The 22,302-nt window shown below is 33.4% G+C and carries 21 protein-coding genes; 19 read left to right on the plus strand and 2 right to left on the minus strand.

The window, feature by feature from the left end:
* Positions 1–2 precede the first annotated feature (2 nt).
* The 13 genes from L0669_RS03680 (at position 3) to L0669_RS03740 (ending at position 15,921) form a co-directional block, all read left to right on the plus strand.
* Complete coding sequence (locus L0669_RS03680; RefSeq protein ID WP_263761405.1) at positions 3–2,372, plus strand: patatin-like phospholipase family protein; 2,370 nt, start codon at positions 3–5, stop codon at positions 2,370–2,372.
* A 308-nt stretch (positions 2,373–2,680) separates the two neighbouring features.
* Positions 2,681–3,838: a homogentisate 1,2-dioxygenase gene (locus tag L0669_RS03685; RefSeq protein ID WP_263761407.1), complete on the plus strand. Its 1,158-nt coding sequence runs from the start codon at positions 2,681–2,683 to the stop codon at positions 3,836–3,838.
* Positions 3,839–3,976: 138 nt separating this feature from the next.
* Complete coding sequence (locus L0669_RS03690; protein WP_263761409.1) at positions 3,977–4,336, plus strand: four helix bundle protein; 360 nt, start codon at positions 3,977–3,979, stop codon at positions 4,334–4,336.
* A 93-nt stretch (positions 4,337–4,429) separates the two neighbouring features.
* A complete protein-coding gene (gene hppD / locus L0669_RS03695; RefSeq protein ID WP_263761410.1) occupies positions 4,430–5,590 on the plus strand; it encodes a 4-hydroxyphenylpyruvate dioxygenase in 1,161 nt (386 codons plus the stop codon).
* A 299-nt stretch (positions 5,591–5,889) separates the two neighbouring features.
* Entirely contained in the window at positions 5,890–6,660 is a 771-nt protein-coding gene (locus tag L0669_RS03700) for a DUF3108 domain-containing protein (protein ID WP_173970511.1), read from the plus strand.
* On the plus strand, positions 6,660–7,601 hold the full coding sequence (locus L0669_RS03705; protein ID WP_263761413.1) for a tryptophan 2,3-dioxygenase family protein: 942 nt from the start codon (positions 6,660–6,662) through the stop codon (positions 7,599–7,601). The genes L0669_RS03700 and L0669_RS03705 overlap by 1 nt, the downstream gene beginning before the upstream one ends.
* A 22-nt stretch (positions 7,602–7,623) precedes the next feature.
* On the plus strand, positions 7,624–8,844 hold the full coding sequence (locus tag L0669_RS03710; protein ID WP_263761415.1) for a peptidoglycan DD-metalloendopeptidase family protein: 1,221 nt from the start codon (positions 7,624–7,626) through the stop codon (positions 8,842–8,844).
* Positions 8,845–8,881: 37 nt separating this feature from the next.
* The gene (locus L0669_RS03715) at positions 8,882–9,502 is read left to right on the plus strand and encodes a hypothetical protein (RefSeq protein ID WP_173970515.1); all 621 of its coding nucleotides are present in this window, start codon (positions 8,882–8,884) and stop codon (positions 9,500–9,502) included.
* Positions 9,503–9,548: 46 nt separating this feature from the next.
* Positions 9,549–9,884: a hypothetical protein gene (locus tag L0669_RS03720; RefSeq protein ID WP_263761417.1), complete on the plus strand. Its 336-nt coding sequence runs from the start codon at positions 9,549–9,551 to the stop codon at positions 9,882–9,884.
* Positions 9,885–9,997: 113 nt separating this feature from the next.
* A complete protein-coding gene (gene pgi, locus L0669_RS03725) occupies positions 9,998–11,641 on the plus strand; it encodes a glucose-6-phosphate isomerase (RefSeq protein WP_173970517.1) in 1,644 nt (547 codons plus the stop codon).
* Between the two features lie 319 nt (positions 11,642–11,960).
* The gene (locus tag L0669_RS03730; protein ID WP_263761419.1) at positions 11,961–14,807 is read left to right on the plus strand and encodes a TonB-dependent receptor; all 2,847 of its coding nucleotides are present in this window, start codon (positions 11,961–11,963) and stop codon (positions 14,805–14,807) included.
* A 105-nt stretch (positions 14,808–14,912) separates the two neighbouring features.
* Entirely contained in the window at positions 14,913–15,335 is a 423-nt protein-coding gene (locus L0669_RS03735; RefSeq protein WP_173970519.1) for a hypothetical protein, read from the plus strand.
* 88 nt (positions 15,336–15,423) lie between these two features.
* Positions 15,424–15,921 (plus strand): septal ring lytic transglycosylase RlpA family protein, encoded by a 498-nt coding sequence (locus L0669_RS03740; RefSeq protein ID WP_173970520.1) that lies wholly within the window; start codon positions 15,424–15,426, stop codon positions 15,919–15,921.
* A gap of 40 nt (positions 15,922–15,961) precedes the next feature.
* Here the strand turns inward: L0669_RS03740 and L0669_RS03745 are convergent, their stop codons facing one another.
* Entirely contained in the window at positions 15,962–16,417 is a 456-nt protein-coding gene (locus L0669_RS03745) for a DinB family protein (protein WP_263761421.1), read from the minus strand.
* Positions 16,418–16,495: 78 nt separating this feature from the next.
* Between L0669_RS03745 and L0669_RS03750 the strand changes: the two genes are divergently transcribed.
* The 6 genes from L0669_RS03750 to nadD all read left to right on the plus strand — a co-directional run bounded on the left by L0669_RS03750 (position 16,496) and on the right by nadD (position 20,476).
* Positions 16,496–16,849 (plus strand): arsenate reductase family protein, encoded by a 354-nt coding sequence (locus tag L0669_RS03750; protein ID WP_173970522.1) that lies wholly within the window; start codon positions 16,496–16,498, stop codon positions 16,847–16,849.
* 388 nt (positions 16,850–17,237) lie between these two features.
* On the plus strand, positions 17,238–18,098 hold the full coding sequence (locus L0669_RS03755; RefSeq protein WP_065448735.1) for a YicC/YloC family endoribonuclease: 861 nt from the start codon (positions 17,238–17,240) through the stop codon (positions 18,096–18,098).
* A gap of 6 nt (positions 18,099–18,104) precedes the next feature.
* Positions 18,105–18,713 (plus strand): hypothetical protein, encoded by a 609-nt coding sequence (locus L0669_RS03760; protein ID WP_263761423.1) that lies wholly within the window; start codon positions 18,105–18,107, stop codon positions 18,711–18,713.
* A gap of 17 nt (positions 18,714–18,730) precedes the next feature.
* Positions 18,731–19,306: a guanylate kinase gene (gene gmk, locus L0669_RS03765; protein ID WP_173970523.1), complete on the plus strand. Its 576-nt coding sequence runs from the start codon at positions 18,731–18,733 to the stop codon at positions 19,304–19,306.
* Between the two features lie 74 nt (positions 19,307–19,380).
* The gene (locus L0669_RS03770) at positions 19,381–19,803 is read left to right on the plus strand and encodes a DoxX family protein (RefSeq protein ID WP_173970524.1); all 423 of its coding nucleotides are present in this window, start codon (positions 19,381–19,383) and stop codon (positions 19,801–19,803) included.
* A gap of 67 nt (positions 19,804–19,870) precedes the next feature.
* Complete coding sequence (gene nadD, locus L0669_RS03775) at positions 19,871–20,476, plus strand: nicotinate (nicotinamide) nucleotide adenylyltransferase (protein WP_173970525.1); 606 nt, start codon at positions 19,871–19,873, stop codon at positions 20,474–20,476.
* 260 nt (positions 20,477–20,736) lie between these two features.
* On the opposite strand, the gene L0669_RS03780 is transcribed toward nadD, so the two are convergent.
* Positions 20,737–22,206: a nicotinate phosphoribosyltransferase gene (locus L0669_RS03780; protein ID WP_263761424.1), complete on the minus strand. Its 1,470-nt coding sequence runs from the start codon at positions 22,204–22,206 to the stop codon at positions 20,737–20,739.
* Positions 22,207–22,302: the final 96 nt, after the last annotated feature.

Raw genomic sequence — 22,302 nt, forward strand, 5'->3', positions numbered from 1 at the left:
TTATGCGCCCAATCCAGCTGTCCATTTCAAATACTCGGTCAAAACGATTTTTTTCTATTGCAAAAAAAGGAGCTTCTAAAGTCGCTCTTTTTTTACAAGAAAAAATATCGTTTTGTCTCTCGCAGTTTTCCATTTCCATCTGGGGCGTGCAGTTGGTACTTTTCACACTTTTATTTTTCAATACACAAAACTCCTTTTCACAAGAAAATAGCGAAAACACAAAACAAGACGAACCCAAAAGACCAAAAATTGGTTTGGTATTAAGTGGTGGTGGTGCAAAAGGATTTGCTCACATCGGAGTGCTGAAAGTTTTAGAAGAGGCTGGAATCAAAATCGACTATATTGGTGGAACCAGTATGGGATCGATCATTGGCGGACTTTACGCTTCCGGTTACAACGCTTCTCAAATTGACTCCATTTTCAAAAGAACCAATTTCGACGAATTGATAAACGACTACATTCCGCGTTCTTCAAAAAACTTTTACGGTAAAAAAAATGACGAATTATACGCTATAGTTTTACCCTTCAGTAATTTTAGAGTCGGAATTCCTGAGGCACTCTCAAAAGGAATGTACAATTATAATTTATTAAGCAGTCTTACCCGCAACGTACGACATGTACGCGATTTCAATAAACTCCCAACACCGTTTCTTTGTATTGGTACCAATATCGAAACCGGCGAAGAAGTTTTATTAAACAAAGGAAATTTAGTTCAGGCCATGATGGCAAGTGCCGCATTCCCGTCGTTATTTACTCCCGTAGAAATCGATGGCAACTTATTGGTTGATGGCGGCGTAGTTAATAATTATCCCATACAAGAAGTTCGTAATCTTGGCGCTGACATTATTATTGGTGTCGACGTTCAGGATGATTTAATGAAACGAAAAAACCTGAAAAACGCGACCCGAATATTAGTGCAGATCACAAATTTGCAATCTATCGATAAGATGAAAAGCAAAATAAAAAACACCGATGTTTACATCAAACCCGACATTCGTGATTATGGCGTAATTTCATTTGATAAAGGTGAAGAAATTATCCGAAAAGGTGAAGAAGCTGCTTTTGCCGTTTATGAAAAAATCAAAACATTAGTCAATGAAGACAATTTTTACAAAAAACCAAAACTAAAAATTGCTACTGATACCCTCAAAATCGAAAAAATAAACAGTGACAGATTAGACAATTATACCAGAGAATACATTCGCGGAAAATTACGTTTCAAACCCGGAAGTACCATAACTTATGATGATCTTAAAACAGGGATCAACAACTTAAACGCTACTCAAAACTTTAGCACCATTTCTTATTGCCTGCAACCAGACGGCACAAAAGACGATCTTGATTTGGTTTTAAAAGAAAATCCAACACAAACATTCCTTAAACTTGGACTTCACTACGACGGGCTTTACAAAAGTGCTATTTTACTGAATCTTACTCATAAAAAAACATTTCTAAAAAATGATATAACATCGCTTGACATCATTCTTGGTGATAATTTCAGGTACGATTTAAATTATTATGTCGAAAATGGTTTCAACATAAGCTTTGGCTTTCGATCAAGATTAAATCAATTCAATCGAAATGTAACAACAAGCATCAGTAGCCTTTTCGCAGAAAATCAAGCCCTAAATTTGATCAATGTTGATTTTTTAGATCTTACCAATCAGGCTTATTTTCAAACCATATTTGTACAAAAGTTTTTAATGGGTGGAGGTCTAGAATACAAATACCTTAAAATAAACTCGCCAACACTTTCTAATACAGAAAATATTATCGAGAAAAGCAATTATTTCAGTCTTTTTGGATATTTAAAATACGATTCGTTTGACAATAAATATTTTCCTCACACTGGTTTATATTTCTCCGGAGATTTACAAACTTATTTAGCATCATCAGATTACACCAAACAATTTCAGCCCTTCTCTATTGCAAAAGCCGAAATTGCCATTGCAAGAACCCTGTTCAGAAAAGCCACAATAAAAATTGGAGCAGATGCCGGATTTAATATTGGCAGCGACAGCGTTCCCTTCTTTGATTTTATATTAGGAGGTTATGGGTACAGCAAAATCAACAATTTCAATTATTTTTACGGATACGATTTTTTAAGTATCGCCGGAAACAGTTTCTTAAAAGCCGACATTACTTTAGATTATGAAATCCTAAAAAAGAACCATGTTAACCTTTCAGCTAATTTTGCCAACTTAGGCGACGATATTTTCACAAGTGTCGACTGGGTTTCAATGCCTAAATATTCCGGATATGCCGTGGGTTACGGACTAGAAACCATTATTGGCCCAATCGAAATCAAACAATCTTGGTCTCCTCAAATGTCAAAAAGCTTTACCTGGTTTAGTATCGGATTCCATTTCTAATACTAATCAATAAAAACATCACCCTAACAAAGAGCTAAGAAATTTACGATAAAAATATTTTTAATGTTTTTTTAGCGTTAATAATTGATACAATATATAATTTAAATCAATAAAAATTACGACATTTGTTATAATGAAAACAAAATGGACAGGTTTATTAGAGTATCTTCAATTCCTTATCAAGAGAAATCCTGAGTAAAACTACCGAATTGAGATAATTAGTCAGTGGCAACATTGAGTTAATTATCTGTTCCAACAATTCAAATTTTTCGAATTATCTAATTTACAAATTATCTAATAGAAAAGCCATGCCATTATATCATAAACTCGGAGACTTTCCTCAAAAAAGACACACCCAATTCGAAAAACCTAACGGAGGTTTTTACTACGAACAATTATTTGGCACCGAAGGTTTTCACGGACATTCTTCATTATCGTATCATGTTCACAGACCAACGCAGGTTAAAGAAATTTTAAACTCTTATTCGGTTGAGCCAAAAATTGCAATCGGAAAAAATATAAAGTCATTACTTTTTAAAGGTTTCGAATTGAAACCAGAAAACGATTTTCTGGACAGCCGCAAAGCAATGTTAGTCAACAAAGACTGCATTATTGGTTTGGCAGCTCCAAAAGAATCACTTCGAAATTATTTCTACAAAAATGCCGATGCTGATGAAATGCTTTTCATCCATAAAGGGAAAGGAAAATTAAGAACAATGCTTGGGAATATTCCATTTGAATATGGCGATTATCTTATTATTCCCAGAGGTATTATTTACCAAATCGATTTCGAAACCACAGAAAACAGACTTTTTTACGTAGAATCTTACTCCCCTTTTTACACTCCAAAACGTTATAAAAACCAATCAGGTCAGCATTTAGAACATTCGCCATTTTGCGAACGCGATTTTATTTTGCCAAACGAATTGGAAACACATGACGAAAAAGGCGATTTTTTAATTAAAATCAAAAAAGAAGGCATGATTCACGAAGTGGTTTATGCCACACATCCTTTTGACGTTGTGGGCTGGGACGGTTACAATTTTCCATACGGATTTTCAATTCACAATTTCGAACCAATAACTGGGCGAGTTCACCAACCGCCTCCAGTGCATCAAACTTTTGAAACGGCCACTTTTGTCGTTTGTTCATTCTGCCCGAGACTTTACGATTATCACCCGAAAGCAATTCCGGCGCCATACAATCACAGCAATATAGATTCTGACGAAGTACTATATTATGTCGATGGTGATTTTATGAGCCGTAATAATATCGAGCAAGGTCATATCACTTTACACCCAAAAGGAATTCCGCATGGTCCCGCACCAGGCGCGATGGAACGCAGTATTGGTCATAAAGAAACCCATGAATTAGCCGTTATGGTTGATACTTTCAGACCTTTAATGGTTACGGAAGAAGCAATGGGTCTTGATGACGGGCAGTATTATAAATCTTGGACCGAATAATTAGTTAATGTGGCAATTAGATAATTAGAAAATGCTTTTGAAACCGCATAAATTATAAAATTTAAATAATTAATTTATAATTTTAAACCTACAAATAAATTATCTTATTATCAAATTTTCTAATTATCACATTAAAAAATGACTTTCAACGAAAAATATAAAGACAATGCTCTTTTAATTAAAACATTCAATTTCGCATTAAACATAATTGATTATACTAATGAACTTCAAGAACAAAAGAAATTCGTAATTGCAAATCAGTTATTAAAAAGCGGAACATCAATTGGAGCAAATTCAAAAGAATCACAAAATGCAGAAAGCAAAGCAGATTTTATTCATAAATTAAAAATTGCAATTAAAGAAGCAGATGAAACAGAGTATTGGTTGTTTTTATGCGACGCACATAGCGAATATCCAAAGTGTAGTCGTTTATTAAATGATCTCTCAGAAATTTTAAAAATTTTAAATAAAATAATATCAACATCTAAGAGGAATTAGAAAATTAGAAAATGTGCCAATTAGAAAATTATTTTTAATTATCAGCATTTCAAAAATTATCTCATTTTCTCATTATCAAATTATCTAATTATCATGAGCAAAGAAGTAAAATCAGTAGAATACGGATTAGAAAAAATCTTCGAAGGAGCACAAGATTTCCTTCCGTTATTAGGAACAGATTATGTAGAATTCTACGTAGGGAATGCAAAACAATCTGCACATTATTATAAAACCGCTTTCGGGTATCAGTCATTGGCCTATGCAGGATTAGAAACCGGAGTAAAAGACAGAGCATCTTATGTTTTGAAACAAGATAAAATCAGAATTGTTTTAACAACACCATTAACGCAAGATTCGCCAATTCATGAACATCTTAAAAAACATGGAGACGGTGTAAAAGTTGCTGCACTTTGGGTTGAAGATTCCAGAAGCGCTTACGAAGAAACCATGAAACGCGGCGCTCGTTCGTTTATGGAACCAACCGTAGAAAGCGATGAATTTGGAGAAGTAGTTCGTTCAGGAATTTACACTTACGGAGAAACAGTACATATTTTTGTAGAAAGAAAAAACTACAACGGTGTTTTCTTACCTGGTTACAAAGAATGGAAATCAGATTACAATCCTGAACCAACAGGTTTAAAATACATTGACCACATGGTTGGAAATGTGGGCTGGAACGAAATGAATACTTGGGTAAAATTCTACGAAGAAGTAATGGGATTTGTAAATTTCCTATCATTTGATGACAAACAAATTACCACAGAATACTCAGCATTGATGAGTAAAGTAATGTCTAACGGAAACGGAAGAATTAAATTCCCTATTAATGAACCGGCGGAAGGAAAGAAAAAATCGCAAATCGAAGAATATCTTGATTTTTACGGCGGACCCGGAATTCAGCATATTGCCATTGCAACAGATGACATTATTAAAACAGTATCACAACTAAAAGCACGCGGAGTTGAATTTTTATCTGCCCCTCCTCATACCTATTACCAGGCAATTCCCGAAAGATTGGGCGTTCATATGGATATGATGAAAGAAGATATTAACGAAATCGAAAAGTTAGCCATTATGGTAGATGCCGACGAAGATGGTTACCTTTTACAGATTTTTACTAAGCCAGTTCAGGACAGACCAACGCTTTTTTTCGAAATTATTCAACGAATGGGAGCAAAAGGATTTGGCGCAGGGAACTTTAAAGCCCTTTTTGAGTCGATTGAAAGAGAACAAGAATTGAGAGGAACATTATAAAATCGTAATATTATTGCATTATACAGTATAATTCTCGGTAAAACGATGGTTTTTATGCAAATGTTATGTTAAACTTGCCTTTTGCTATTTCTTTTTTGAATTTTCTATATATCTTTGCACTCGCAAATCAAGAAGGGGTGGTTTCCTTCTGAATTGATATAAATTTCATAATTTATAGTTTTTTGGTTAGTTAATAGCATAAAAACTCAGTCATTCCTTGACTGAGTTTTTTTGTTTTGGTACATTTGGAATAGAATTTGCATTTCTTTATCTTTATAATGAAATGTAAAAATTGTACTATGAAAAAATTCATCCTCATCATATTAATTCTCACGACACTTAGTTTCGATACTCAAAAGGAAGATGCTTTTGATACTGGAGAATACTTTAAATTCCGCATTCACTACGGAATTATAAATGCAGGTTATGCCACACTTGAAGTAAAAGACGCCACAATAAACAATAAAAAAGTGTTTCATGCTGTGGGTAAAGGTTATACAACCGGAATGTCAAAGTTTTTCTTTAAGGTCGAAGATTTATACGAAAGTTATTTCGACAAACAAACCGGAGAGCCCTATCGTTATATTAGAAAAATCGACGAAGGAGGTTACACCAAAAATCAGGAAGGTTTTTTTAATCCAAGCGAAAACAGGATTTTAGTTAAAGATTATAAACGTAAAACCGAAAAGACAATTGTTTTAACTGACAATGTTCAGGATATCATTTCCTCTTTTTATTACCTGAGAAATCATCCCAGCATTGACAAACTAAAACCGGGCGAAGCTATAACAATTGACATGTTTTTTGATGATGAAATCACAAAATTTAAGTTAAAATATGTAGGTCGTCAAGATATTACAACTAAATTTGGAACCGTTTCTACAATGATTTTTAAACCTTTGGTACAAACCGGAAGGGTTTTTAAAGAAAAAGAAAGCGTAACACTTTGGATAACAGACGACAATAACAAAGTTCCGATTAGAATAAAAGCAGAACTTGCCGTTGGATCACTAAAAGCAGATCTTGACGAATATAAAGGATTAAAAAATCCATTTAAAGTAAAAAAATAATGAATACCACAGATAATTCTGAATCAATTCTAAAAGAAATTGACTTAAAATTCCAAGCTATAAATCAAAAAACTGAAGTTCAGTTAGAAGGATTGCTTTGGTCAAAACCAATTACTTATTGGGATTACATTCAGACTGATGCTCTTTTGAATTTACAAATACAACGCACCACACTTCCTGACGAAATGGTTTTTATCATGTATCATCAGGTAAACGAGTTAATTTTTAAAATGATTTTGTGGGAAATTGATCAAATTGCCGGTACACAAAACATTCAGGTCGATTTTTTTAGTGAAAGATTATCCAGAATCACCCGTTATTTTGACATGCTGACGAATTCTTTCAGCATCATGGAAAACGGGATGGATGTTGACCAATACATGAAATTCAGAAATACACTAACTCCTGCAAGTGGTTTTCAAAGCGCACAATACAGATTGATTGAATTTGCTTCCACTGATGTTATCAATTTAACAGATCGCAGATACAAAGCAAACTTTGATGAAAATACAGATTTAGAAACCAGCTTCGAACATTTGTACTGGCAGGCTGCCGGAAAAGATTATCATACCGGAGAAAAATCATACTTGCTTAAAGAATTCGAAAACAAGTATAAAGATCAATTTCTTAAACAAATAACTACTTTTAGAGACAAAAATATTTGGCAAAAATTTACTCAACTTCCTATTGATGATCAACAAAATCAGGAATTAATTGATGCTATGCGTCATTATGATAAAACTGTGAATATCACTTGGGTTATGCAACATTTGAATACCGCTCGTAAATATATTTTAGAAAGCGGAAAAGGCAATGGTGAAGCCACAGGGGGAAGTGACTGGCAAAAATATATGCATCCAAAATACCAAAGACGCATCTTTTTTCCTAAATTGTGGACCGAAGAAGAATTGTCTAATTGGGGAACTGAAACCACAGTTTAATTTCCAAAAAAAATAAATAAGTTTGAAAAAAGTACTCGTAATTATAATCCTATTATTTTCAATAATTTCATGTAATAAAACCGCTGAAAAAGTTGAAATTAAAATTACAAAACCAAAAACTAAGAAAGTCGAATTTGGTTTTAATTACGCCGATTTTAATGTTCTTCAAGACACTATAAAAAAAGGAGATTCTTTTGGATCGATCATTCAACGTCAAAATATTGGCGATAAAAAAGTTTATGATGTAGTCGAACAAATAAAAGATTCTTTTAATGTAAGATCAATTCGATACCACAAACCTTACACTATTCTTCGATCAAAAAATAAAACAAACAAACTACAGGTTTTTATTTATCAACCCGATGCTTTGACTTATTATGTAGTCGATTTTCGCGATAGTATTGCCAAAGCTTACAAAAAAATAAAACCGGTAACACTTAAACGTAAAATTATTGGTGGCGTTTTAAAAAGTTCGTTATCTGAAACTTTAGGAAACGAAAGCGTAGAAACGGCTCTTGCCAGCAGAATTACCAAAGTATTTTCATGGTCTATTGACTTCTTTAAACTTAAAAAAGGAGATCGCTACGGATTAATCTTCACGGAACGTTTTATAAATGGTAAAACATATGACGGAGTAGAAGATCTTGAAGCTGCATTTTTTGAATATAAAGGAAAAATCATCTACGCCTTTCCATTTGAACAAGATACTACTTCAGGAAAAGTAGAATATTATGATGATCAGGGAAGAACGCTGAAAAACTTTTTCTTAAAAACTCCAATTAAATTTAGCCGAATCACTTCAAGATTTACCGCAAACAGATTTCATCCGGTACAACATACCTGGAAAGCACACAAAGGAACCGATTATGCTGCTCCAACCGGAACACCAATTTCTACAACCGCATCTGGAGTTGTAGAAGCTACAGGATATACAGCAGGAAACGGAAACTTTGTGAAAGTAAAACACAACGGAACCTACTCTACTCAATACTTACATATGTCAAGAATTTTAGTAAAACGAGGACAACGTGTTACACAAGGACAAACCATAGGATTAGTAGGAAGTACAGGATTAGCAACCGGACCTCACGTTTGTTATCGCTTCTGGAAGAACGGAGTTCAGGTCGATGCGCTTCGACTTAATTTACCAACCGGAGAATCCCTTACAGGAAATAGCAGAACTCGTTTCATGAAACAAATCGAACCTTTGAAAAGAGAATTGGATAGTATTGGTAATTTGTAAATTTTATTAAAATCTCCATTTTAAAAATATCAAAAACATGAAAAACGCTCGTCTTAAAGCAATTTATAATGAAACTTTTTCAGGTTTAAAACTATTTTACAGAGACACGAACGCATCTGATGCTTTAATTTCAAATTATAAAATTGGCCAAATAATTCAGGAAAAAGGTTTTACCGATATGAGTTCAATGGGCGGTGGACTTTCTGGCAATTTGAGATATTTAATTGCAAGTGCGCATCCCAAAGATTTATCTAAATTCAATCCTGATTCAGCAAAAAATGGTCATTTTCTTTTAGATTCGATTGCCTATTTTAAAGTATTAGACATTCAAAAAATTGGAAACAAAACACAAGTTTTTCTTTTAAACATTCCTGACAATTCGCTAACACTTCTTAAAAATTCCTCTTCAAACTTAGAAGAAGAGATTATTGAGAAAGCGAGAAAAAAATTCGCAGACAAAATCAACTTACCTTTAGTTCCGGAGTTACAAACCGAAAAGTGGAAAGAAAGAACTAAATCTCTTATTGGAATAGACGAAAATGGTAAACTATTTTTCGATGATTCTAAAATTAAAGCTGAACCATTAAAAAGAATAGACATTGATATTGCCAAAAAGACAATAGAAGTTAACAAAAAGCCTTGGTGGAAGATTTGGTAAAAATTTTTATTCAAAAAACACCATCAAACTAATCCACGATTATTTAATGAAAAGAACTTTGCTAATACTTTCTTCTACAATAATTTTAGGATGCTCTAAACCAACTGTGTTTATTTTAAATGACACAAAAGATAACAAATATTTTATCTCAAAATTAGTAAACCAAGCCTTTGAAGAAGATCAAATTGACAAATCGCCTTTAATTGTAATAAATGGAATTTATTTGAAATACGATAAAAAGCAAGATACCATAATACTGCCTCTTAAAAAATCTGACATTATAAGCTTAGATTTTTTAAACAAAAACAGTAGTCGCATCATTTATAATGAAAAAGAAAATGGTGGTGCAATTATAATATCAACAAGAATTAAAAACAAATAACTTCATAAATCGTTTTCGTAACTATTTGTTATATAATTGTGAACCGATACCCTATTAAAACTAATTTCAGTATTTTTGTTGTTTATAACCACATTCTCAATTAAACAAAAAAAATGGCTTTAAACACAACAAACCCAACCGGGACTGAAGCGTGGAAAAATCTGCAAAACCACTATAACGCAATTCACGAAACTACGATACAAGAATTGTTTCAACAAGATAATGCTCGTGTTGAAAAATTCAATTTACAATGGAACGACTTTTTAGTTGATTATTCTAAAAACAATATTAGTCAGGAAACTGTTTCTCTTTTATTAGAATTGGCCAATTCAATTGGATTAAAAGAAGCAATCTCTCAATACTTTGGTGGAGAAATAATCAACCAGACAGAAAACCGTGCTGTTTTGCATACTGCATTACGCGCACCGGAATCAGCAGTAATAAAAGTTGACGGAGAAAATGTAATTCCGGAAGTTTACGAAGTAAAAAACAAAATCAAAAAATTCAGCCACGAAGTAATTTCGGGAGAAAGAAAAGGATATACCGGAAAAGCTTTTACTGATGTTGTAAATATTGGTATTGGAGGTTCTGATCTTGGTCCGGTTATGGCGGTTGAAGCTTTACAATTTTACAAAAACCATTTAAATCTTCATTTTGTATCTAATGTAGATGGCGATCACGTAAATGAAGTAATAAAAAAATTAAATCCTGAAACGACATTATTTTTAATTGTTTCTAAAACTTTTACCACTCAGGAAACTTTATCAAATTCTGAAACGATCAAAGAATGGTTCTTAAAATCGGCAACTCAGGAAGATATTGCGAAACATTTTGTGGCAGTTTCGACAAATATTCAAAAAGTAACTGAATTCGGAATTAATCCTGACAATGTTTTCCCGATGTGGGACTGGGTTGGAGGAAGATTTTCTTTATGGAGTGCTGTTGGATTAAGTATTAGTTTAGCAATTGGTTTCGATAATTATAATGATTTATTGAAAGGTGCAAACGAAATGGACGAACATTTTAAATCGACAGAATTCGACGAAAACATTCCGGTAATTCTTGCTTTGTTAAGTGTTTGGTACAATAATTTCTTTGGAGCTGAAAGCGAAGCTTTGATTCCGTACACACAATATTTATCAAAACTAGCTCCATATTTACAGCAAGCGACTATGGAAAGTAATGGTAAAAGTGTTGGCCGTGACGGAAAACCTGTAAACTATCAAACCGGAACTATTATCTGGGGAGAACCGGGAACGAATTCGCAACACGCCTTTTTTCAATTAATTCACCAGGGAACAAAATTAATTCCTACTGATTTTATTGGATTCGTAAAACCATTATACGGAAACGAAGATCATCATGATAAATTGATGTCTAACTTTTTTGCTCAGACAGAAGCTTTATTAAACGGAAAAACTGCAGCACAAGTTCAGGCAGAATTTGACAAGCAAGGTTTAGCTCCAGAAAAAGCATCTTATTTATTGCCTTTTAAAGTTTTTACAGGAAACAAACCAACCAACACCATTTTAATTCAAAAATTGACACCAAAAAGCTTAGGATCTTTGATCGCTTTATACGAGCACAAGATTTTTGTTCAGGGGGTTATCTGGAATATTTTTAGTTTTGATCAATGGGGAGTAGAATTAGGAAAACAGTTAGCGAATTCTATTTTGGATGAAATTAACACTAAGACGGTAAAAAATCACGACAGTTCGACTTCATTTTTGTTAAATCATTTTTTGAAGAACAAATAAGAAGCTAAATAAAAAATTCACAACAAACTGAAACGCCTTAATTTAAGAAAAATTAAGGCGTTTTTTCGTATAAATATCACCCAAAACACCCCTAAAACGCTGATTATTGCAAGTTTAGCACTACAAGACTATGCAAATCATTACGATTTTAACAAAATACTATCCCAAAAAATCAAAAAAACGTTATTTTCTTTAATGAAAAAAGAAAAAATCATTTTAATGCTCAACAGATTAGATAAAACTTATTTTTCTTAACATTTTGATAACACTATCTGATTTAATTGTTATAATTTTGCCAAAAACAATAAACTAATAACAAATGAAGACAATGAAAAATTGGTTACTCACTGGACTATTGTTCATGATAGTTTCAACCGCATTTTCTCAAGGAAAAATTACAGGTATGATTACCGACGGAGTTGGGTCATTACCGGGAGCAAACGTAGTGATCAAAGGATCTACGACTGCAACTTCTACAGATTTTGACGGTAAATTTACCTTGAATGCAACAACTAGTACAGGAGAAATCGTTATTTCTTTTTTAGGTTACGAAAACAAAACTGTTAAATTTTCAGTTTCTGGAGGATCAACTAACTTAGGAACAATCGTTTTAACTTCTAATTCTAATGAATTAAGTGAGATTGTTGTAAAAAGTTCAGTTGTCGATATTGCAAAGGACAGAAAAACTCCTGTAGCAGTTTCTACAATTAAAGCTGCTGAAATTCAGGAAAAATTAGGAACTCAGGAATTTCCAGAGATCTTAAGAAACACTCCTTCAGTTTATGTTACTAAATCAGGTGGTGGTTTTGGAGATTCAAGAATCAACATCCGTGGATTCAACCAAAATAACATCGCTGTTATGATTAACGGTATGCCGGTTAACGACATGGAAAACGGTTCTGTTTACTGGAGTAACTGGGCAGGTTTATCTGATGTAACATCTGCAATGCAGGTTCAAAGAGGTTTAGGAGCTTCTAAACTTGCTACTCCATCTGTTGGGGGAACAATTAACATTGTAACAAAATCTTCTGACAAAAAAGAAGGTGGATCTTTCGCTTCAGGTTTTGGAAATGGAAGAAACTTTAAAATCCAAGGTTCATACAACACTGGAAAATTAGACAATGGCCTATCTGCTTCTATCTTGTTATCTCAAACAATGGGAGATGGTTATGTTGACGGAACTCAATTTGAAGGTTCTAACTATTATGTTGCTTTAGGATACAGCAACAAAAGCGGAAAACATGATTTCCAACTTACTGTAACAGGTGCGCCACAATGGCACAACCAAAGATCTACAATATCTACAATTGCTACTTACCAACAATACGGACGTAATGGCGAGCCAAACATCAGATACAATGCTGATAACGGATATTTGAATGGTGAAGAATACAACATCAGAAAAAATTACTACCACAAACCTGTTGCATCTTTCAACTGGGATTATAAAATCAACGAAACAACAAAACTTTCTTCTGTTCTTTATGCTTCTATGGGACGTGGTGCAGGAGCTAGCGCAAGTGGAGGAATTAAAGGAAAAGCATACAGCGATGTTGTAGCTTTTAGAAGACCTGATGGTTTAGTAGATTACGATAAAATCGTAGCTTACAACTCTGGTACACCAGTAGCTATTGCAGGTTTCCCTGGACTTAGCCAAAGACAACAAATTGGTGGAGTTTACCAAAACAGCTCTTACTTTAATACAAGTTCAAATATTGTGGATTATAACCCACAAACTAACGTTAATACTTCTGGTATCTCTCAAACTTCATCTATCAACTCTCATGACTGGTTTGGTGCAGTAATCAACTTAAACAAAAAATTATCTAATACATTAACTTTAGATTTTGGTTTTGACGGAAGAACTTACAAAGGATACCACTATACAGTTTTAAATAACCTATTAGGTGGAAATGAGTATTATGATAATTTTATCGCTGATCAAAAACCAGTAGGTAGACATTTGACTACAACTTACGATACAGATGTTCAATGGAATGTTTTCAAAAAGACAGACTATGAGAAAATTTCTTTCAACAGTACTGGTAATGTAAAATGGTACGGTGTATTTACTCAATTAGAGTACGCTAAAGATAATTTAACAGCTTTCGTTCAGGGAGCTATATCTCAACAAGGTTACAAAAGAGAGGATAACTTTGTATACAAAACAACAGATCCGTTATCTTCTACTCCTTACAAAAACATCACTGGTGGAAACGTAAAAGGTGGAGCTAACTACAACATCAACGAGAAACACAATGTTTACGCTAATGCTGGATACTACTCAAGACAACCGTTCTTTAACTCAGTTTATCCAAACAACAGATCTACAGTAAACCCTAACCTTACTAACGAGAAAATCATTGGATTTGAAGCTGGATACGGTTTCCGTTCTAAATTCTTTAACGCTACAGTAAACCTTTACAACACTACCTGGAATGACAGATACTTAAGAGGTAATCCACTTACTGCAACACCAACTATTCCTGCAAACTCAACTTATACAGAATTCGTAGGACTTAACGAAGTTCACTCTGGAATTGAATTTGAAGGTAGTTCAAACATTACTGAAAGATTAAAAATTACAGGTATGTTCTCTTACGGAATTTGGGAATACAAAGGAAATGCTACTGTAAATGCTTACAATCAATCAGACAACACACCAGTTGTAGGATACACTGCAGCTACTGTATACATGGATAAAGTAAAAGTAGGTGATGCCGCTCAAATGACTGCATCTTTAGGAGCTTCTTACGAAGTTCTTACAAGAGTAACTGTAGATGCTAACTACAACTTTAATGACAAATTATATGCTGGATTAAACCCGGTAAACTTTACATCTGCAACAAACAAAGGAGCTTTAGAATTACCTTCTTACGGTTTAATGGATGCTGGTTTCTCATATAAAATGTTAACTGGTAAAAACAAAGACAAATCTGTAAACTTCAGATTAAACGTAAACAACGTTTTTGATAAAATTTACATTGCTGAGGCAAGAACTAACATCTTTGCTGATGATAATCTTCCTACAACTAGTCCAGCATTACCAGGTTCAAAAGGAACTTATGCTTCTAACGGAATGCTTTATAATGGAGTTGCTAACGTGAACACTGTATTCTTCGGATTTGGAAGAACATGGAACTTTACACTACGTTACGATTTCTAATATTTAGAATCTAAATAAATACCAAAAAACGGCATTGACTTTTAGTCCAATGCCGTTTTTTTTATGCCTTTTTTGCTATATTTGTTTTAACAAAAAAATTAATTTATGTACCATTTTCTACAAAAATTCCATTCTGGCTGGGCTTATTTAGCACTTTTGCTTTTATTAATTGCCGTTGTAAATGCCATTATTGGAGTAACTTCTAAGAAGGATTTTACAGCTAAGGATCGTAAAATTGCATTGTTTGCTTTAATTGGAACTCACACGCAATTATTGATCGGAATAATACTTTATTTTGTTTCTCCGCTAGGAAAAGCAGCTTTTGGACAAATGTCTAATGCAGAACTAAGATTAACTTCACTAGAACACCCGTTAATCAATATTATCGCTATCATTTTGATCACTATTGGATGGTCTAAACATAAAAAATTAATCAATAGCGAAGCTAAGTTTAAAACTTTTGCTATTTATTACGGATTAGGATTATTGCTTATTTTAAGCAGAATTCCGTGGAACCTTTGGTTCTAAAAACCAATTAAAGCCCTAAAATAATAGGGCTTTTTTTATCTCGGCATATTATTTGTACAAACTCCCCAAGTCTGAAAAAAAATAACCCATGAGAAGTAAAAAAAACATTATACTTACCAGCCTTACAATAACTTTTTTAAGTTGTTTTACTTATGTTATAAGTCAAACAAAACCAGCAACAGAACAAAAATCTAAAACCTCCCAGGATACAGTAAAAGCTGTAAGACCGGATATACTTGCGATACCAACCGATTCTGTTTTTACTGATAAAGGTTTAAAGTTAAAGCCCTATAAAAAAAATGCACACGCTTCATATTACGCTGACCGTTTTAACGGAAAGAAAACAGCAAGCGGCGCCCGATTTAGCAATAGTAAATATACCGCAGCGCACAAAAAACTCCCATTTGGCACAAGAATAAAAGTAACAAATGAAGCAAACGGAAAATTTGTCATAGTGAAAGTTACAGATCGTGGTCCGTTTGTGAGAACAAGAGAACTTGATTTATCGAAAAGAGCTTTTATGGAAATCACCAAAAATAAAGGAAGCGGTGCTATGAAAGTAACAATTGAAACTATAGTAGAATAAAAAAAATCCCGTTTCGAAATTTCGAAACGGGATTTTCTTTTTAAACAAACTTTCTAATGCTCATGATGATTCCGGTGTGAATTCCCTCGTGATAATTATTAAAGTCTAATGCTCCATCTATATTTTTGAGGGTAAAACCCTGACTTGTTGTATACTCGTGATAATTTACAAATATATTATTGGCAAAATCTTGTTCGGTTTGGTGTAAAGTTGTAGAAAGTAAAGTTCTGATTTCATCGACTTCAGCTTGCGAAACATCACCTTCTGGCTTGGTTCCTTTTTTGTATTTTGCTATAAACTCATCTGAGGCCATGGTTGGTAAACCTGATAATTTATAGATTAAAACCTGTTGCGAGGAAACACAATGCGCAATATTCCAGATAAGATTATTACTGAATCCTTGTGGAATTTTATTTAATTGTTCTAATGAATGATGGTCTAAAACCTTTAAGAGAATTTCTCTAATGGTTTTCTGTACTTCAAAAACTGAATTCATAATTTTATTTTTTTTCTAAAATTAGGCATTTTTCAGTTTTAAATGAATTTTCTTTGTAGTCTCTTAAATTTAAAAATCATGAATAAAATATACTATTTAGCTTCTTGCGACACGTGTCGAAAAATTATTAAAAGTTTACCAAAGGATAATGATTTGGTTTTTCATGACATTAAACAAAACCCTATTACCGAAGCTGAACTTGAAGAAATGTACAAACTTGCCGGAAGCTACGAGGCTTTGTTTAGCAAAAAAGCGCAATTGTACAAATCGATGGATTTAAAAAACAAGTCTTTGACTGAGGCAGATTATAAAAAATACATTTTAGAACATTATACATTCATCAGTCGTCCGGTTTTTATTATTGATGAAAAGATTTATATTGGTAATACACAACCTGTAACCTTGCAGGTTCAGAAAGCTTTAGAAAAATAAGAAGCTTAAAATTGTAATGAATATGGGGTTGCGTTAGGGATAGAAGCGGAAATCCTTTTTTTGAGCTTTTTCTGCTCAAAAAAAGATTGGGAGCGGATAGCCCGGCCGGAGGCAACGCCCAAATTAAAATTCTGGTTATAAAAAAGTTAGCCACGAGTTTAATTATTGTGAATTCAGTGCTTTTCTTTTGGCACAGATTAAAGTGATTTTATCAATCTGTGAGAATCTTTTTAATCTGTGGCAACTTTTAAGCTCAACAAATAATTGGTGCAAATTCGTGAAATTCGTGGCGAAAAAATCTTAATCTAATAACGGTTTTAACAGATTAGTTATTTACAACCCAAGACTGCAAAGTTTTATTTATCTTTGCGCCTTTATACTCAATTATATGATACAATCTATGACAGGGTTTGGCAAAGCTTCTTTGCAATTGCCTACAAAAAAAATTACCGTTGAAGTAAAATCTTTAAATAGTAAAGGTTTGGATCTGAACGTAAGAATGCCGTCGCTTTATCGCGAAATGGAATTAGGTTTAAGGACTCAGATTTCTACAAAACTTGAAAGAGGAAAAATTGATTTTGGAATTTACATTGAAAGTACTTCTGAACAAACTTCGACTAAAGTAAATGTTCCTGTTGTAAAAAACTATATCGCGCAGCTTAGAGAGGTTTATCCTGGTGCTGATGAAACTGAATTAATGAAAATGGCCGTTCGTATGCCTGATACGCTAAAAACGGAACGCGAGGAAATCGATGAAAACGATTGGGAACAAATTCAGGTTATAATTGAGGAAGCGCTTCAAAACATCTTAACTTTTAGAAAAGACGAAGGTGAATCTCTTGAAAAAGAATTTAACTTAAGAATTGGAAATATTCGCCAATATATGAACGATGCTTTGGCTCTTGATCCAGAACGCGTTCAGGCTATTAAAGATCGTTTGCAAACGGCAATATCTGAATTGAAAGTGAATGTTGATGAAAATCGTTTCGAACAGGAATTGATTTATTATTTAGAGAAACTGGATATTACTGAGGAGAAAGTTCGCTTGACGAATCATTTAGATTATTTCTTAGAAACTATAAAAGGGACTGAAGCGAATGGTCGTAAATTAGGTTTTATTACTCAGGAAATGGGTCGCGAGATCAATACAATGGGTTCTAAATCGAATCACGCTCAAATGCAGAAGTTGGTGGTGATGATGAAGGATGAATTGGAAAAGATTAAAGAACAGGTTTTGAATGTGCTTTAGAACCTTATGAAAGTTTTTCTTTTTCTTATCATTCTTTTGTTTAGCTTTCATGTTAAAGCTCAAGATATTTCAGAAATCAATAAGGTTTTAGAAATATCAGATACATTAAAGTTTGAAAAAGAAATTCGTATTTATAAAGATTATTCTATTGCAGACAGGATTACTGCTCTGAGAATGTATAAAAAAGAAAAAGATGACTGGATTGTAACTATTTATTCTTATTCGAAAACATTAAAACAAGTTACCAAGATTGATGAAATCCGTTTTCCTAAAGAGAATATTGGAAAATTAAAACCAAAAGATGCAAACCTAATTTGGCTCAATTTATTATTAGCCAATGTGGAGTTTTTACCAAGTATGACAAGTATACAATACAAATTTGAAAAGCCTTTTATTGATATAGAAAAAGGAGAACAAATTATAGTAAAAAAGAAGTTTCTTGTTATCGATGGTGTAGGCTATCAAATTTATGTTAAAAACGGAAAACTGAAAAATAGTTTTTCTTTTGACAATCCTGAGGCTTATTTAAAACGTTATCCAACAGTTGATGAATTAATCTCTTATAATGAAATATTATCAATCTTAAAGAAAGAGTTTAACTTTTTCAATGACTGATCACATATAAATAAAGAATGAACAAAGGAAAATTAATTGTTTTCTCAGCACCTTCGGGATCAGGAAAAACAACTATAGTAAAACATTTACTAGGGAAAGAAGATTTAAATTTAGAATTTTCGATCTCGGCGGCTTCACGCGACCCACGCGGAGAAGAAGAACACGGAAAAGATTATTATTTTATTTCGTTGGAAGAATTTAAAAAACACATTAAAGCCGAAGATTTCCTGGAATGGGAAGAAGTGTATCGCGATAATTTTTACGGTACTTTAAAAGCCGAAATTGAGCGCATTTGGGCTCTAGGTAAAAATGTGATTTTTGATATTGATGTTGCCGGTGGATTGCGTATTAAACATAAATTCCCGGAGCAGACTTTGGCTGTCTTTGTAAAACCTCCAAGCGTAGATGAATTGAAACGCAGACTAAAAGAGCGTTCTACAGAGAGTGACGACAAGATCAATATGCGAATTGCAAAAGCTTCTGTAGAATTGGCAACTGCGCCTCAGTTTGATACGATCATCAAAAATTACGACCTTGATACTGCCAAAGAAGAAGCATATCAATTGGTAAAAGCTTTTGTAAATAAAGACTAGAAACTTCATAAAATCAATACTTTTTTAGAAAAACAGCCGTTAGTTTTGATGTAACCGCTATTAATATCTGTATTATGATTAATTTATTTGAAATAAAAAGAAACGAAAATTATCTGAGTATCATTATTCTTGTGATTAGAATATCTATCGCAACATTGATGATTTCTCACGGATTATCTAAACTGAATATGCTTATTGCCGGAGGTGACATTCAATTTCCTGACCCGCTTGGAGTAGGAAAAACAGCGTCTTTGACTCTTGCTGTTTTTGCAGAAGTTTTATGTTCGTTCTTTCTTTTTATTGGTTTAGCCACAAGATTGGCTACATTGCCGTTAATAATTACAATGCTGGTTGCGGTATTTGTTATTCATGGTGCTGACCCAATGGATGTAAAAGAAATGGGAATTTTATATTTACTGTTTTATGTACTTCTTTTGGTGACCGGAAGTGGTAAATTCTCTATTGATTATTTGATTTCAAAAAAGAATCGTTACTAAGTTATTTAATACCACAGATTAATTTGAATGTATTAATTACGATTTGAATTATGAAAAAACCTCTTTTATGAAGATAGGCCTTTATTTCGGAACTTATAATCCCATTCATGTTGGCCACTTAATTATTGCCAATCATATGGCAGAGTTTGCCGATTTAGATCAGATTTGGATGGTGGTAACGCCTCATAATCCGTTAAAGAAAAAATCTACCTTATTAGACGATCATCAACGATTGGAAATGGTGCATTTGGCAACAAAAGATTATCCAAAAATTAAGCCATCTGATATTGAATTCAAATTACCTCAGCCTAATTATACGGTAAATACTTTGGTTCATTTGCATGAAAAGTATCCAACTCATGACTTTTCATTAATTATGGGCGAAGACAACCTGAAGACGCTTCATAAATGGAAAAACTACGAGGTACTTTTAGAACATTATGAAATTTATGTTTATCCAAGACTCGAAGACAAAACAACAGTTAATCTTCTCGAAGAAGAACAGCCTAATGCTTTGAAATCGCATCCTAATATTCATATTATTGATGCTCCGGTTGTAGAGATTTCCGCAACATTTATTCGAAAAAGCATTAAGGAAGGAAAAAATATTCAGCCTTTATTACCTCCAAAAGTTTGGGAGTATATCGATCATAATAATTTTTATAAGAAATAAAACAAATAGCCTCCAGCAAAAACTGGAGGCTATTTGTTTTCAAAAAATCATTCCGTTAGGAATGTCTGCTTGGTAGAATTAAATTTGAATTACGAATTATACGTTCCATCGGAACGTTTGATAATGGGCAATTTGTTATTTCAATAAAACAGGTGTCCCTACGGGACACATCGAAAAACAACATATCTTTCTACCAACGAGATATTCCTACGGAATATGATTACGCAAAAAAGCCTGAATTTACATTCAGGCTTCTTGTTTTATGCTTCAACATTAATATCACTCTTAACTCGTGATCTAATATCACTTAAAGACTGATCTACTAAAAGTTTTCCGTCTCTGAAAACTTCTTTCAATTCACCTTGTTTTTCTTCTTCCCAAGAAACATTATCAGTTAAATGATATACACCGTCGATTAAATCGATTTTCATCAATCCTTTGGCCGATTTTTTAGTTCCGTCATCTGTAATCGGATCTTTAAAAATAGCTCTTCCTTCGCCATCCACTTCTCCGTAGGTCGCTTTCATGGCAAAACCAAAAGTATCTCTGGTATTGTATTGATACGTAAAAGAACCAATTCCTAAAACAACGTTTGTAGAAGCAAATCCTTTTTCTTTTAATCTTTCGCAAATTTGAGTCGCTCTTGCCACAGTAATACTATCGCCGTAAATAGCCCCAATTTGAGGTATAAGCTCTTTATATCCTTTTGCATTAGTTGTACCTCCAAAAACATCCCAAAGCAGCTCAATTACACCTTTCTTTTCCTGTTCTGTTTTTCCGTTTGGATTTCCGCAGATAATATCCACCGGATCACCACTATCAGGACGAATCACAACTTTACCTTCTCTGGCAACAATATCTTCTTTTAAACGTGGTAAATAATCGGTTAGAACTTTCCATAAATCCCAAGTATCAGAAACGATTGAGACAATTCCTTTTGGATAAACTTCTGTCACTAATCTTTTAAACGTTTCACATTCGCCTTCAGTAGTTCCCATGCACATTACAGAATGCTCTGTTGCAGCAACTGAACCTGCGATTAATTCAGTATCAGAATTGGCATTATAATATTCTTCGAAAAAGTCAATAACCGGAATTGTATCAGAACCTGTAAAACTTAATAAATGTCCTGCCGCAGAAGTTATCGCTGCTTCGATTCCGCCCATTCCTCTCATAGAGAAATCATGCGCCTGCCAATCTACAAACTCAGGAACAGATGAAGTTTCATCAGCGTATTTGTCTAATACTTTTCTGTATTCTTTGGCGATTGTAGCCGAGTTACAAGGCAACCAAACCACAGCAGAAAGTAAGGTTTCGAAATAATTCGTTAACCAGAAAAACTCCGGAATGGTATTGTACATGGTAAACATTGGTACTCTCAACGGCACGCTTGCTCCTTCTGGTAATGCTTTAAAAACCATTGGGATATATCCTAAATCGTGCAGATCTTCGATATGCTTTGTACCAACTTGGTTTTCGCCTAAATAATTATTGATTCGACGAGCGTATTTTTTTACCACTTCTTCTTTTGGCTGTTTGAAAAAATAGGCATCAAAATCATGAATAATATATTTCTTGATAAAGTATTGTAATCCAAAAAAGACTACTTCATCAAGACCTTCGATTCTTGATTTTCTTGGTGTCCAGTTAGAATATACTAATGTTGTCTTGTCAGGGTATTGTCTTCTGTGGTCAACTTTGTAACCGTCGGTTAATAGTAGTGGGTTCATATTTTTTTAAATTATTTTTAAACTTTTATAAATCGTATCAGAATTCTGAAGTCAGTTTTAAATTTCCTAACTCCATCTATTTTATCGAAACTCTTA

The sequence above is a fragment of the Flavobacterium bizetiae genome (assembly GCF_024271895.1).
GTDB classification, from domain to species: domain Bacteria; phylum Bacteroidota; class Bacteroidia; order Flavobacteriales; family Flavobacteriaceae; genus Flavobacterium; species Flavobacterium bizetiae.